Origin of the sequence: Rhizobium sp. AAP43, assembly GCF_001296045.1 — a bacterium.
GTDB lineage: Bacteria > Pseudomonadota > Alphaproteobacteria > Rhizobiales > Rhizobiaceae > Allorhizobium.
On record NZ_LJHS01000005.1, the window covers coordinates 111238 to 124698 of the forward strand.

Annotated in this window: 13 protein-coding genes; 7 read left to right on the forward strand and 6 right to left on the reverse strand. The window is 59.8% G+C overall.

Going from position 1 to position 13461, the window contains the following annotated elements; all coding sequences use genetic code 11:
- From IP76_RS04020 to IP76_RS04035, 4 genes are read right to left on the reverse strand one after another with little or no spacing between them, the layout of a single operon-like run.
- Entirely contained in the window at nucleotides 1-924 is a 924-nt protein-coding gene (locus IP76_RS04020) for an ROK family protein (protein WP_054156904.1), read from the reverse strand.
- Complete coding sequence (nagA, locus tag IP76_RS04025) at nucleotides 921-2105, reverse strand: N-acetylglucosamine-6-phosphate deacetylase (RefSeq protein ID WP_054156905.1); 1185 nt, start codon at nucleotides 2103-2105, stop codon at nucleotides 921-923. Before nagA ends, IP76_RS04020 begins: the two co-directional genes overlap by 4 nt.
- On the reverse strand, nucleotides 2102-3124 hold the full coding sequence (locus IP76_RS04030; protein ID WP_054156906.1) for an SIS domain-containing protein: 1023 nt from the start codon (nucleotides 3122-3124) through the stop codon (nucleotides 2102-2104). Before IP76_RS04030 ends, nagA begins: the two co-directional genes overlap by 4 nt.
- 10 nt (nucleotides 3125-3134) lie before the next feature.
- On the reverse strand, nucleotides 3135-3896 hold the full coding sequence (locus tag IP76_RS04035; protein ID WP_054156907.1) for a GntR family transcriptional regulator: 762 nt from the start codon (nucleotides 3894-3896) through the stop codon (nucleotides 3135-3137).
- A 3-nt stretch (nucleotides 3897-3899) separates the two neighbouring features.
- Between IP76_RS04035 and IP76_RS23060 the strand changes: the two genes are divergently transcribed.
- From IP76_RS23060 to IP76_RS04065, 7 genes are all read left to right on the forward strand, one after another.
- Nucleotides 3900-4262 (forward strand): hypothetical protein, encoded by a 363-nt coding sequence (locus IP76_RS23060; RefSeq protein WP_156318464.1) that lies wholly within the window; start codon nucleotides 3900-3902, stop codon nucleotides 4260-4262.
- Nucleotides 4263-4373: 111 nt separating this feature from the next.
- Nucleotides 4374-5558, forward strand: a complete 1185-nt coding sequence (locus tag IP76_RS04040; RefSeq protein ID WP_054156908.1) for a Gfo/Idh/MocA family protein — start codon at nucleotides 4374-4376, stop codon at nucleotides 5556-5558.
- Nucleotides 5559-5567: 9 nt separating this feature from the next.
- A complete protein-coding gene (locus tag IP76_RS04045; protein ID WP_054156909.1) occupies nucleotides 5568-6452 on the forward strand; it encodes a carbohydrate ABC transporter permease in 885 nt (294 codons plus the stop codon).
- Nucleotides 6449-7309, forward strand: coding sequence for a carbohydrate ABC transporter permease (locus IP76_RS04050; protein ID WP_054156910.1), 861 nt, complete (start codon nucleotides 6449-6451; stop codon nucleotides 7307-7309). The genes IP76_RS04045 and IP76_RS04050 overlap by 4 nt, the downstream gene beginning before the upstream one ends.
- A 62-nt stretch (nucleotides 7310-7371) precedes the next feature.
- A complete protein-coding gene (locus IP76_RS04055; protein ID WP_054156911.1) occupies nucleotides 7372-8592 on the forward strand; it encodes an ABC transporter substrate-binding protein in 1221 nt (406 codons plus the stop codon).
- Between the two features lie 100 nt (nucleotides 8593-8692).
- On the forward strand, nucleotides 8693-9823 hold the full coding sequence (locus tag IP76_RS04060; RefSeq protein WP_054156912.1) for an ABC transporter ATP-binding protein: 1131 nt from the start codon (nucleotides 8693-8695) through the stop codon (nucleotides 9821-9823).
- Between the two features lie 219 nt (nucleotides 9824-10042).
- Nucleotides 10043-10831, forward strand: a complete 789-nt coding sequence (locus tag IP76_RS04065) for a hypothetical protein (protein WP_054156913.1) — start codon at nucleotides 10043-10045, stop codon at nucleotides 10829-10831.
- 35 nt (nucleotides 10832-10866) lie between these two features.
- Here IP76_RS04065 and IP76_RS04070 read toward each other — a convergent pair whose 3' ends face one another.
- Nucleotides 10867-11958 (reverse strand): D-TA family PLP-dependent enzyme, encoded by a 1092-nt coding sequence (locus IP76_RS04070; protein WP_054156914.1) that lies wholly within the window; start codon nucleotides 11956-11958, stop codon nucleotides 10867-10869.
- On the reverse strand, nucleotides 11958-13439 hold the full coding sequence (locus IP76_RS04075; RefSeq protein ID WP_054156915.1) for a M81 family metallopeptidase: 1482 nt from the start codon (nucleotides 13437-13439) through the stop codon (nucleotides 11958-11960). The genes IP76_RS04070 and IP76_RS04075 overlap by 1 nt, the downstream gene beginning before the upstream one ends.
- Nucleotides 13440-13461: the final 22 nt, after the last annotated feature.

Sequence of the window (13461 nt, forward strand, 5' to 3'; positions counted from 1 at the left end):
TCAGCTCTCCGTTTTGTCGGCCAAGGCGCCGAGGCCGAAGAGCGCGGCACCGATCAGGCCAGGCTCGACGCGGCAGGCAGCCGGTACGACCAGCGGGCGGTCGAATTTTCGTAAGATACGACGGCGCACCGCGATGTCGATTTCGGAAATCAGCGCCGGCACATTGGACAGCCCGCCACCGACGGGCACGCTCGTCGTTCCTGTCACGTTGACGACGAGCGCCAGCGGATCGGCAATGATGTCGAGATAGACGTCGATGGTTCGGGCCGCGGTCTTGTCCGCCGCTTGCCAGGCGGTAATGATCCCTTCGCTTGTCTGCGTCTCACGGTGCAGTTCGAAATGCAGCTTTTCGAGGCCTCTGGCACTGCAGATCGCGTCGATGCAGCCGATCTGGCCGCAGCCGCATTGAAATCGGGGAATGCGGACCGGTGGTGTGCCAGCTTCCGTTTTCTGGATCGGCCCATGGCCCCACTCACCGGCAAATCCACCGGTGCTGTTGATCAGCTTTCCGTCGATGACCAATCCGCCGCCGACGCCCGTACCGAGAATGACGCCGAAGACGACGCGATGGCCGCGTGCGGCTCCGATCCCGGCTTCGGCGAGTACAAAGCAGTCGGCATCATTGGCAATGAACACGGGTAAGCCGAGGGCGGATTCAAGGTCTGCCTGGAGTGTTCTGCCGTGAATGCAGGGAATGTTGGCAACGACGGCTTTCGATGTGTCGGGATCGATGACGCCGGCAATCGAGATTGCGATGCAGTCCGGTGTCCCGCCAGCCTCGGAAACGACTTCGGCCAGCGTTGCAACGAAGGCGTCGAAATCATTGAGGGGCGTGGGCTTACGCGGAAAGGTCTGGATGTCTTCAGCGGTCGTCGCGACCGCGCCCTTGATGGCGGTGCCACCGATATCAAAACAGACGATCATGCGCTGATCCTGTTCAATACTGCTTCTGCCTGATGAATGCGTTCCCCGGCGATCCAAGTCGAGGCGAGCGATAGATCGTCATTCAGCATCACAAAATCGGCGTCGGAACCAGCCGTCAGGCAGCCCTTGCTCGTCGCCCCGATGGCCTGTGCAGGATAGAGCGCGGCCATGCGCAATGCTTCTTCAAGAGGCAGGTCAAGGGTTTCATGAACGAAGCGGACACAGGAATGCATGTCGATATCGGCACCGGCCAGCGTGCCGTCAGCGAGTGTCAGTCGTCCGCCGCTCCGGTAGACGGCGCGGCCGTTGAGATCAAATCCGGTCGAATCGGTGCCAATGGTCGACATGGCATCGGTGACGAGGAAGATGTGGGCAGGGTGCTGCTTTGCCGCCAACGCGATGCGCATCGTGACGGGATCGACATGGAAGCCATCGGCGATCAGGCCGCAATGAAGTGCCGGCGAGGCGAGGGCCGCGCCGACAAGTCCGGGTTCGCGATTGCCAAGCTGGCTCATGGCGTTGAACAAATGGGTGACGAGCGTGGCGCCGGCTTCGACATAGGCGGATACATCGGCGCAACGGGTGTCGGTGTGACCGAGGCTGACCCGATATCCGGTGGCAACGAGCCTTGCAACCTGGGCCGGCGTGACGCTTTCCGGCGCCACCGTGATCATCGGCAAGCCGAAGCTGCCGGCTTCCGTTTCGAGGTAGCGCAGATCATCCTCTGTCATCGGACGGATCAGGGCTGGATCATGCGTACCCTTGCGGGCGAGCGACAGATGCGGACCTTCAAGGTGCAGGCCGAGATAGCCGGTGATGGACTTGTTGGCGGCATCACAGCCCGCACCGATAGCTGTCTTCTTCACGTCCGGCGTGTCGGTGATCAGCGTGATCATCAGAGCCGTCGTTCCGAAACGGGCATGAGCCCGGCAGATCGTCTCGATGCCTTGGACCGTCGGATCATTGTTGAACAGCACGCCGCCGCCGCCATTGACCTGGAGATCGACATAGCCAGGGGCGATGAGGGCTGCTCCGGTCTCGCGGACGGGGAAACCCGCACCTAAGCGATCGCGCGGCAGGATTTCGACCACGCGGCCCGCTTCGACGGTCATGGCAGCATTCGCATGCATGACATGTCCGTCGAAAATGCGGGTGGCGGTGATGGCGTAACGGCCGCTCATTGTGTCTCGGTCACCTTTTTCAGCGCGACGGGCTTGTCCGGATTGAACCCCCGGGCGCGCGACAGGGATTCGATGAAGCCATAATAGGGAACGATCAATGCCAGCGCATCCGTGATCGGGTGCCCTGTCGCAATGAAGGGCAGCTTTTCCCCACCAGTCGCCTTGTCCGAGGTGATGAAGCAGGCTGCGTTGCCTGCTGCCAGTTTCGAGATTGTCTGGGCCACGGAGGCTTCCGCCCGGTCGCGCGCCGCAAAGGCGACGACGGGGAAGTCACGTCCGACGATGGAAACCGGACCATGCAGGACCTCGGCCGAGGAATAGGCCTCGGCATGCAGTTCGCAGGTTTCCTTGCATTTCAAGGCTGCTTCCGCCGCAATCGCCAGCGCCGGGCCACGGCCCAGCATATAGAGGGATTCAGCTTCGCGCAGTGGCTCAAGAAGTGCCGACCAGTCCAGCGCCAGTGCTGATTGCAGATGCTCAGGCAGGGCATCGACCGCCTGAACCAGCACCTTGTCCTCGCTCCAGGCGGCAATAATGGCCAGGCCCGCGACGATTGAATTGACGAAGGACTTGGTCGCGGCAACGGCAATCTCGGGGCCGGCCATGATGTCGACGGCAAAGTCGGCGGTCTCTGCGAGCGGGGATGCGATCGTATTGACAAGGCTGATGGTGGTTGCGCCGCCTGCACGGGCGCCCCGCGCCATCGCGACGATGTCGGGGCTGGCGCCCGATTGCGAGACGGCGAAGGCTGCCGCATGCCCGAGCTTCAGCGGCGCCTCGTAGATGGAGGCGAGCGAAGGGCCGAGAGAGGCGACGGGCAGGCCGAGTTGCAGTTCCACTGCATATTTGAGGAAGTATGCCGCATGATCCGAGGAGCCGCGCGCAATCGTCACCACTGTCTTCGGATCGGCCTTCTTCAGGGCGCTGGCGCAATCCCGTATCAGGTCGGTTTGGGTATCGAGCAGTCGCGCTGCTGCTGCCGGGATCTCGTCGATCTCCTCGCGCATCTTGGTAGTCATGGTCTCACTTTCAGTTTTCGGGCTTCATGGGCGAGCCGACACCAAGTTCGGCGACGAGGTCGTAGGCATCGCTGCGATAGAGGGCGCGGGACATTTCCATTACGCGGCCGCTTTCGAGATAGGCGATGCGCTGGACCGAGAGGGCGGCCGAGCCTGGCGGCACGCCGAGCAGTTTGGTTTCGTCATCCTTCAGAAGGACGGCCGAGATACGCTGGTTGGCCCGGACGGGGCGGATGCCGGCCTTGAACAGACACAGATACAGTGAATCCTCTATGGCTTCCGGATCAGGCAACAAGTCTTCCGGCAGGCTGGTGCGCTCCAGCGCAATCGGCATGTCATCGGCGGTGCGGAGCCGATCAATGCGGGCAACGCGTGCGCCCCCGACCAGGCCTAGCATCATGGTTTCTTCCGCCGTCGGATAATGGATGCCACGACCGAGCCAGCGCGAGCCCGCCACCATACCGCGCCGCCGCATATCCTCCGTGAAGGAGGTCAGCTGGCTGAGCGGTTGCTGCATACGGGTGACAGGTTTGACGACAAAGGTGCCCGAGCCGCGCCGGCGCACGAGCAGTCCTTCCGCCACCAGTTCGTCGATTGCCTTCCTGACAGTCACGCGGCTGATGTCCGCGGCCTCGGCAATGTCGCGCTCTGCCGGCAGGGCGTCGCCATGTTTCAGACGGCCGGAGGCAACCGCCTCTTCGATCATCATGCGCAGCTTCACGTAAAGGGGGCCGCCGCGGGCTGACTGAAGCTTGTCTAGAGGCAAGTTCATGCTGTGGCACTCCTGCCCGGCCATGGTCTGTTCCGTGCAGTCACGCCGTCCTTGGAATGGTTCCGCCGCATGGTTCTGTCCCAATCATTCATGGCCAAAACAATACCAACAGGAGACCTTTTTGCAAATGGTTTTGAGCGTGAGCAGCTGTTTTTGGAGTTCAGTAAGAAATATCCTCGTAAATCCAGAGGTTTGCCCCTGTTTTGCCTGATTCTGTCGAGTCTCACCTTTACGATTGGACTGTTTTTGGTATCGTCCATTAACGATTGGACTTTGCACAACGGTGGCCGGCGAACCGTGCCGTACTTCTTGATCCTGGTGGGGCGAGCGGGCTGTCAGTTTGTGCAGGGTTACGATCATCGCTGAGTGTTGTGAAAACCATTTTCATCGAGTCGCGAAATTTCGCAGTTCGTGTTGACGGTGACCGGGTTTTGACGCAGTCTGCGAAAAATAATTACGAAGACAGGGGAATGCAGCATGAAGGTCGCCGTAATCGGACTCGGATTCCGTCTGGGATATCTCGGACGCGTGTTCAAGGAGATCGATCCGAGCTTCGAAATCGTCGGTTATGTCGATCCGGCACCAGCCGGCATGGCAACGCTGACGGAGCATGGGATTTCTGCCGGCAAGGTCTATGACACGCCCGAAGCGCTGATTACGGGCGAAAGCTTCGATCTTTTGATGATCGGCTCGCCCAATCACATGCATCTGGAGCATATCCGCCTCGGCCTCGAGGCCGGTCTCACTGTCTTTACCGAAAAGCCGATCGTTACCAGCATCGAGGAAAGCTATGCGCTGGCCTCTCTGCTCAATACCTATGGCCATGATCGGCTTCTTGTCGGCCTCGTGCTGCGCTATTCGCCACTCTACCGCGATCTGCGCAAGGCGCAGGCGGATGGGCTTCTCGGCAATGTCGTGTCGATTGAGGCGTCAGAGCATATTCAGCCCTATCATGGCGCCTTCTTCATGCGGGACTGGCGCCGTTATGGCCATTATGCCGGTGGCTTCATGCTGGAAAAGTGCTGCCATGACCTCGACCTCTACAATGGCGTGGTCGACGCGCGGCCGCGCTTCGTCGCAAGCTTCGGCGGTCGCAAGAGCTTCACGCCGGAAAACGCACCGCAGAACGATGGCATCAATGATCTGGAAGTCTACCACCGCAAGCCAAGCGGCTGGCAGGGCTCCGACAAGGTCTTCGACAGCGATGGCGATATCATCGATTATCAGACCGCGATCGTGGAATACGAGAACGGTGTGTCGATGACCTTCCATACCAATCTCAACGTGCCCGACGAATTCCGCCGCTTCTGCGTGATCGGGTCAAAGGGGATGGCGGAAGGCGACTTCGTTCGCGGCTTCATGGATGTGCACAATGCGCGCACCAATGAGAAGGTCGTCGCCAATACCTACAAGGCGCCCTCGGCACTCTCGCAGCATTATGGAGCCGACGAACAGATGGCGGAAGACGTCATCGCGTTTGTCAAGACTGGTGCTCAGCAGCCAGTTTCGGCCATCGATGCGCTGGAAGCCGGTATTCTGGCACTTGCCATGGATGAGGCGCGTTTCGGCCGCAAGGTGGTTGACCTGAAGCCGGTCTGGGAGCGGTTCGATGCGTGTCTGCACGGTGCGGATGCCGCGCGATCCCGTGTTCGGCAGGCGTAAGGAGCGACCATGGAAGCTCGCAAAAGCGCGGTTCTCTTCGCCTGGCTACTGATTGCGCCGGCGGTCCTCTACATCGCGGTCATCGTCGCCTATCCGCTCGTTGAAACCTTCATCCTGTCCTTCACCGATGCGTCGCTGAAGAAGACAACCAACTGGGTTGGTTGGGTGAATTACGAGAAGATTTTCAACGACACCTTCGCGACAGTCATCGTCAGAACCTTCATCTGGACCTTCTTCTCGGTATCGATCAAGATGATCATCGGGACTTTTGGCGCGGCGATGCTCAACACGGCCGTGCCGGGCCGCACGCTGTTTCGCGTGCTTACCATGCCGCCCTGGATCGTGCCGATGGCGATTGGCATCTTCATGTGGGGCTGGATGTATAATGGCCAGTTCGGCATGATCTCCGGCATGCTGCAGCGGACCGGTCTGGTCGACGGGCCCGTTGCCTTCCTGGCCTATGGCTCGACTGCCTTCTGGGCGACGATCTTCACCGATGTGTGGATCGGCGTACCGATGGTGACGCTCTATATGCTCGCTGCCATGCAGGCGATCCCGCAGGATCTCTATGAGGCTGCATGGACCGATGGCGCCGGCCGCTTCTATCGCTTCCGCCGCATCACCATGCCGCTGATCCTGCCTGCCATGATCACCATGTCGATGCTGTCGCTGATCGCTACCTTCAACTCCTTCGATATCATCTGGATCCTGACGCGCGGCGGACCGAGCGGCGAGACCACCACGATGATCATCGATACCTATCACACCGCGATCGGGTCGAAGAAATACGGGGAGGGGGCTGCGCGTGCCGTGCTGATCTGCATCTTCCTGTCGATCTTCTGCGTCGCCTACTTCCGCGTCACCAGCCGTCTTTCGCAGGAGCATGCCCGATGAGTTACGACAAGACAGCGTTGATCAACCGCTACAAATGGTACGAACTGGTCGGGATTTATGCCGGCATCGGCGTCTTCCTCACCTTCATCCTGGCGCCCTTCGTCGAAGGGTTCCTCGTGTCGCTGAAACCGCTCAGCCAGCTCTTCTCCTCGCCTTACCGCTTCTTTCCGGAAAACGGTTCATTCGACGCCTATCGCACGATGTGGGTCAGCGTTCCCGGTTTCGCCCGGTATATCTTCAACTCTTTCCTCATCTCGACGATTGCGACGGTCATTGTCCTGACGCTTGTGGTGCCGGCGGCCTATGCCTTTGCCCGCTTCGAGTTCAAGGGACGGGGCCAGCTTTTGGGTGCCTTCCTTGCCGTCAACATGTTCTCGGGCGCCGTGCTGTTGATCCCGCTCTTTCGTCTGATGCGGTCGATGGGCGTGCTCAATACCTATTTCGCCATGATCGTGCCGGGTGTCGCTTTCCTTATTCCATCGGCCATCTGGTTGCTGCGAACCTATATGCTGCGCATTCCGAAGGAGCTGGAAGAGGCGGCCTATGTCGATGGCGCGGGCTATTTCTATACCTTCCGTCGGGTTATTCTGCCGCTTGCCACGCCTGGCATCGCCGTTGTTGCCATCACGACGTTCATTGGCGCCTATGCCCAGCAATTCATCTTTGCGCTGACCTTCAACTCCAAGACCGAATACATGCCGCTGCCGATCGGGCTGTTTGCCTATTTCGGTCGCCAGGAGGTGATCTGGAATGAGTTGATGGCGGCAAGCTTCGTCGGCATTGCGCCAGCGATGATCGTGATCTTCTTCCTGCAACGCTATCTCGTCAGCGGACTGACCGCAGGCGCCGTGAAATAAGCGATGCCAATAAAATTCGGGCCAACCGGACGCTTCAACCTGTCAACAAAGGGGAACTACAGATGACGAAGTCTCTTACCATGCTCGCGGGCTCTTTCGCCCTTCTGGCCAGCTCGGCGCTGACCACACTGGCTGCCGATCAGGAAATCAGCTGGATCTATTGCGGCGATAAGATCGACCCGATCCACGAGAAGTATATTGGCGAATGGGAAGCCAAAAACGCGGGCTGGAAGGTCAAGCCGGAAGTCGTTGGCTGGGAGCAGTGCCAGGACAAGGCAACCACGCTCGCCGTTGCCGGCACGCCGGTCGCCATGGCCTATGTCGGTTCGCGCACGCTGAAGGAATTTGCCCAGAACGAACTGATCGTCGAAGTCCCGATGACCGACGAGGAGAAGGCGTCCTATTATCCCAATATCGTTGACACCGTGACCTTCGATGGCACGCAGTGGGGCGTTCCGGTCGCTTTCTCGACCAAGGCCCTCTACTGGAACAAGGCTCTCTTCAAGCAGGCTGGTCTCGACCCGGAAACTCCCCCGAAGACCTGGGAAGAAGAAATCGCATTTGCCAAGCAGATCAAGGAAAAGACTGGCATTGCCGGTTACGGTCTCCCGGCCAAGACCTTTGACAACACCATGCACCAGTTCATGCACTGGGTTTACACCAACAACGGCAAGGTCATCGACGGCGACAAGATCGTCATCGACAGCCCTGAGGTTCTGGCAGCCCTTCAAGCTTACAAGGAGATCACGCCTTACTCCGTCGAAGGTGCGACCGCTTACGAGCAGAACGAAATCCGCGCCATCTTCCTCGACGGCAAGGTCGGCATGATCCAGGCCGGCTCTGGCGCTGCCTACCGCCTCAAGGACACGAAGGTTGAATGGGGTGTCGCGCCGCTGCCGAAGGGCCCATCGGCCAAGGGTGAAGGCACGCTGCTGATCACTGACAGCCTTGCCATCTTCAAGGATTCGGGCGTCGAGGAAAAGGCGATCGAATTCGCCAAGTACATCACCTCGACCGACATCCAGCACGAATATGAGCTGCAGGGAGGCGCGGGCCTCACGCCGCTGCGTCCGGGTGCTGTCGTCGACAAGTTCGTCGCCAACGAGCCCTTCTGGAAGCCGTTCATCGACGGTATCGCCTATGGTGGTCCTGAGCCTCTTTTCACGGACTACAAGGGCTTCCAGAACGTCATGATCGAAATGGTCCAGTCTGTCGTGACCGGCAAGGCTGAGCCGGCAGATGCCCTGAAGAAGGCAGCCGCCGACCTCGAGCAGTACAAGTAAGCTCGAGCCAATTCCTCTTCCGCGGGCCGGTTCCGGCCCGCGGTCATTAAACGACAGACATTTGGCCGGTTCATTCAACCGGCGTTGGAGACGTGAGCGCGTGGGTCAGCTATTTCTCAACAAGGTGCGCAAGTCCTACGGACATTTCGAGGTCATCAAGGGTGTGAGCCTTGACGTCCGGGACGGCGAGTTCATCGTGTTCGTCGGCCCGTCCGGCTGTGGCAAGTCCACGCTTCTGAGGATGATCGCCGGCCTCGACGACACCACTGATGGTGACATCGTCATCGATGCCGAGCGGGTGAACGACAAGCCACCGGTCGAGCGTGGCATCGCCATGGTCTTCCAGTCCTATGCGCTCTATCCGCACATGACGGTGTTCGAGAACATCGCCTTCCCGCTGCGCGTCGAGAAACTTTCTGAAGAGAAGATCCGCGAAAAGGTCGATGGCGTCGCCAAGATCCTGCATCTCGACCAGCGCCTGCAGCAGCGGCCGGGACAGCTGTCCGGCGGCCAGCGCCAGCGTGTGGCGATCGGTCGTGCGATCGTGCGCGAGCCGAAGATCTTTCTGTTCGACGAACCCTTGTCGAACCTCGATGCGGCCCTGCGCGCCGAAATGCGCATCGAGCTCACCAAGCTGCACCGCGATCTCGAAGCGACGATGATCTACGTCACCCATGACCAGATCGAAGCCATGACCATGGCCGACCGGATCGTGGTTCTGAATGCCGGTGATATCGCCCAGGTCGGTGCGCCGCTTGAACTCTATCACAAGCCGCAGAACACCTTCGTTGCCGGCTTCATCGGCAATCCGAAGATGAATTTCGTGCCCGTGACATGCGTCGGGATCGATCCGACGGGCGTCAAAATCAGCTATGATGGCCAGACGGCGATCATCCCGGTCGAGCCGCGCGACGATCTCGTCGGCAAAACGCTGACGCTCGGCATCCGGCCGGAACATACCCGTCTCGGACAGGGCGACATCAATATCGTGGTAACGCCAAGCGTAATCGAGCGCCTGGGCATCAACACGATCGCCTATGCGGCACTTTCAACCGGCGACGCCTATTGCGCGCTTCTGCCAGGATCGGCACCGGTCCAGGCAGAACAGCCGATGACCACGGGCATCATGGCGGCAGACTGCCATCTCTTCGATGCCAATGGGCAGGCTCTGGAGCGCCGCATCGACTGGCGCACGCTTGAACTCCCGGCCTCCGTTACGGCGGCCGGCTAAACCATCCTCCCGGCCAATCCAGCGGCCAGAGCCTTGGTCCGCCTTCGGGCGGACCTTTTTTTGTGGCAAAATCGCAGTCAGAAAATTTCGACTGGACCCCTCAGGGGCGATGTGCACTGTATGGGTGCAATCCATCATGCGATGCAGCTTTTTCCTATGGCCCAGCTGTCGCACCGGGAGACGTTTCTATTTGAAGATTGAAATGGATCTGGAACTGCATTGAAATCACGCGACAGTGAAGCCCTGGCTCGACAAGGCTTCGGCATTCTCATTTTCTGTCTTTTCTTTCTCGGCGTGTTCCTCACAAGTAGCCCATACAAGGCAGGGAGTGAGTACTCCCAGGCTCAACTGCGGCAAGCCTTCGACTATGTGCAGGCACTTGGACCGGATACGCAAATTTTCCTGTATCGGAATGGTCAGCCGGAGACCAAAATTCACGCGGATTCCGCTTTTGCAAAGGATGTCGCTGATAGCCTTATCCGTGAAAGACCAGGTCGCTATCGACGGGCATGGGGTACCGAGCATATTTCTATCGTCGCCGTGGACACCTTCTTTACAGCCGATCAGGAAGTGCGACTAAGCCAGCTTCGAGACCTTCCGATGCAGGATTTCATCAAAGAGGACATGCTGGCACTGCCGCGATCCAACCTTGGTTGCCATGCCGCAAGCTTCCAGAAATTCAACTGGGCCGTCGGCGGCTACGTGCTTGTCGATCTCGGTTATCACCGTGAGCATTCCAGGTCCGCAATTGACTGTGTCCTGGCTGGCTTTGATGCTCTCGATGGATTACCGCTCAAAAGCAATTCGTTTGATCAGGCTCGTCTGCCCGATACCGATGTAAGGCTCGTCATCGTGGATTACGTGCGCCTCTGCGCCCACCAGGGTATGTCGGATGCGCCTGCGAAAGTGCGTTCAAGATACGGCATCAGCTCTCTGCCGTCACTTGGCTGTGTCGCGCGAGAACTCTCAATGGCACTCAGCCAAAGGCTGGCACCTTCCTCCAGATAGCGATTGGATGTGCCGAACCGGTCTTGGTCAGGCCTTTACCAGACCAGACCGCGGGCCTCGACCTCTTCCACGCGGGTCACGACGCCGTCCTTGTGGAAGGTCATGATGTCGAAGAGGTTGGAGACGACGCAGGTGTGGTTCGGGATGACGCGGACCTTTTCGCCGATCTCGGGGCGGCGGCGGGTGACCTTGGACAGGTCTACGGTGCCGTGTTCTTCGGAGAGACCCGTTATAACGGCATCCGGATAATCGAGGATCAGGCCGAAGTCGGAAAAGCCGAGGAGGTCTGAGGTCAGCGCCTTGGAACCAGCATCGAGGATGGCACGGTCCTCGGTCGGCCGTGAGACCACCGTTGCCAGAATGAACATGGCGCAATCATCGAGGCTGCAATGGCCTGCGCGGACCATGGAGCGGTCATTGTAGATGTAGGTGCCGGCCCGGTGTTCCGTCGCGGATTTGACCTTGTGGGCGGAAAAGAGACTGGGCGTACCGCCATTCGAGACGATGGGGCAGGGGATGTCGAGGTCCGCCAGCTTCGCGATGGCTGTGCTGAAAAAGGCTTCGACGGCGTCCTCGGTGTCAGCCTTGGGATAGGTGAGCAGGCCGGCGAAGGTGAGCCCCGGGGCGCCGGCGATGGCCTTTGCCAGGGCGACTGCTGCGTCCGGCGTCTGTACGCCGCAGCGGCCACCGCCGGTATCGCATTCGACGAGTACCGCCAGCGGGCGCTCGCCGGAGAAGGCCTTCGAGAGGCCTGAAACTGTAGCTTCGCTGTCGGCAACCACTTTCAGCCCGGAGATCCGTGCATTAAGCGCGACCAGACGTTCCAGCTTTTCCGGCCCGAGAATGTTGAATGTGATAAGAATGTCCTCGAAGCCGGCATCGGCGAAGACTTCGGCTTCAGTGATCTTCTGGCAATTGATGCCGCGTGCGCCGGCTTCGACCTGCTCCCTGGCAAGATTCGGGATCTTGTGGGTCTTGATATGCGGCCGGAAGGCAAGGCCATGGGTATTCATGTAAGACTGCACACGCGCGATATTGCCAGCCAGGCGGGCTTCATCAATCATCGGCAGGGGTGTCGACAGGGAAGCAATGTCCTGTCCGATGCGGGGGCGTGGCAGGTTCGTCATCAAGCGGCCTCGTTGCCTTCAGGTGCGTCATGCGGATTGGCCATGATCGGCCAGATGTCATGCCTGACATGGCGATAGGCCGTTTTCGCGGGATTGTTGGGATAGGGTGTTCCGGCAGCGCAGTAAAGAATCTCCGAGGCGATCTTGGAAAAGGCAGCATAGAAGTGGTTGGTCGACTTGATCACCAGGAGGTGCTTTTCCGTCGGCTCGATGCCGAGCGCCGTAAACAGCGAGGGATCGTAACTCTGGACCCGGACCGAGCTCAGGATGATGTCGATGCCGGCGAGGTGGATATGGGCGGCATCGCCGAAAGGCGCGATGCTGTCGCCAAAGCGCATCTCGGCATTCGGCACGACCTTGACGACCTTGACCAGCCCGTCGACGGGATTTCCGGTTCCGGGCGCTGATTTTGCCCCGAAACGCAAGGGGATCTCCGCCCCTTCGCCGGCTGCCATGCAGATCTGCACGGCAATCGGATCCCAGATCATGCCAATCGCTGCATTGGTTACGCCGCGTCTCAGCATTTCCTCCAGGATGACTGTGGCATCGCCAGCCGTCCCGCCGCCCGGATTGTCCCACATGTCGGCGATGACGACGGGGCCGTCGGTGCGCGTAAGGGCCCGATCCAGCGCTTCGCCCTCATCAATCTGCGGCATCATGAACGTGCCACGCTTGGAAAAGAGTTCGAGGCCTAGGTCACGGGCCAGTGCTTCGCCCTTTTCCGGCGTTCCGTTGGTCACGGCAATCGTCTTGGTGCCCATTTCCGGCACGTCGCCTGCCATGAAGCCGTGAATTACGGAGAGTGACAGCACATCCGCATCGTCAGCTTCAATGGCCATAAGCCTGTCAACAAAGCTGCGCATCGGTTCACGCGAAGTGGGGAAAACATCGATCATCCGGCAATCGAAGACGGACATGACCGGATTGACGCGGCCCTCCAGCGTGTCAACGGCAATCCGCCAGAGATCTTCGGCGCGATCAACGAAGTCGGTATGCGGGAATTCCTTGAAGACGACGAAAAAGTCGGCTGCCGCTACGCGTTTTGCAGTCAGATGGCTATGCGGGTCGAGTTCGGCGCAGACGAGGATGTCCGGGCCGACGATTGCGCGGATCCGGGCCAGCAAGTCGCCCTCTGGATCGATGTAGCCGTCGGCCACCATGGCGCCATGCAGGCCAAGTACGACGGCATTCACCGGCATTGCTGCGCGCAGTTGATCGAGGATCTCGTCGCGCAGGCCCTCATAGGTCTGGCGGTTGACCAGGCCGGCTGGATCCGCCCAGGTCGCCGTCCCCTCGATCAGGGTCCAGCCCTTGTCAGAGCAGACCTTGCGGCCGACGGTGAGGGGGGCCGTGCAGAGCGTTGGCGTGACCGGATGTTGGCCCGGTGCCGCATACAGCGATTCCTCGAAGGCGCGGCGGTCGATGCAGATCGGCGAAAACGTGTTGGTTTCCGTTGCAAGTGCTGCGGTGAAGATGCGCAAAGGCTAAACTCCGGGTGTGGGG

Excerpts from the sequence above, each read along its gene's own strand:
- IP76_RS04030 (WP_054156906.1), bottom strand. The coding sequence starts at position 3,124 with ATGACTACCAAGATGCGCGAGGAGATCGACGAGATCCCGGCAGCAGCA.
- IP76_RS04035 (WP_054156907.1), bottom strand. The coding sequence starts at position 3,896 with ATGAACTTGCCTCTAGACAAGCTTCAGTCAGCCCGCGGCGGCCCCCTT.
- IP76_RS04050 (WP_054156910.1), top strand. The coding sequence starts at position 6,449 with ATGAGTTACGACAAGACAGCGTTGATCAACCGCTACAAATGGTACGAA.
- nagA (WP_054156905.1), bottom strand. The coding sequence starts at position 2,105 with ATGAGCGGCCGTTACGCCATCACCGCCACCCGCATTTTCGACGGACAT.
- IP76_RS04055 (WP_054156911.1), top strand. The coding sequence starts at position 7,372 with ATGACGAAGTCTCTTACCATGCTCGCGGGCTCTTTCGCCCTTCTGGCC.
- IP76_RS04045 (WP_054156909.1), top strand. The coding sequence starts at position 5,568 with ATGGAAGCTCGCAAAAGCGCGGTTCTCTTCGCCTGGCTACTGATTGCG.
- IP76_RS04020 (WP_054156904.1), bottom strand. The coding sequence starts at position 924 with ATGATCGTCTGTTTTGATATCGGTGGCACCGCCATCAAGGGCGCGGTC.
- IP76_RS04040 (WP_054156908.1), top strand. The coding sequence starts at position 4,374 with ATGAAGGTCGCCGTAATCGGACTCGGATTCCGTCTGGGATATCTCGGA.
- IP76_RS04070 (WP_054156914.1), bottom strand. The coding sequence starts at position 11,958 with ATGACGAACCTGCCACGCCCCCGCATCGGACAGGACATTGCTTCCCTG.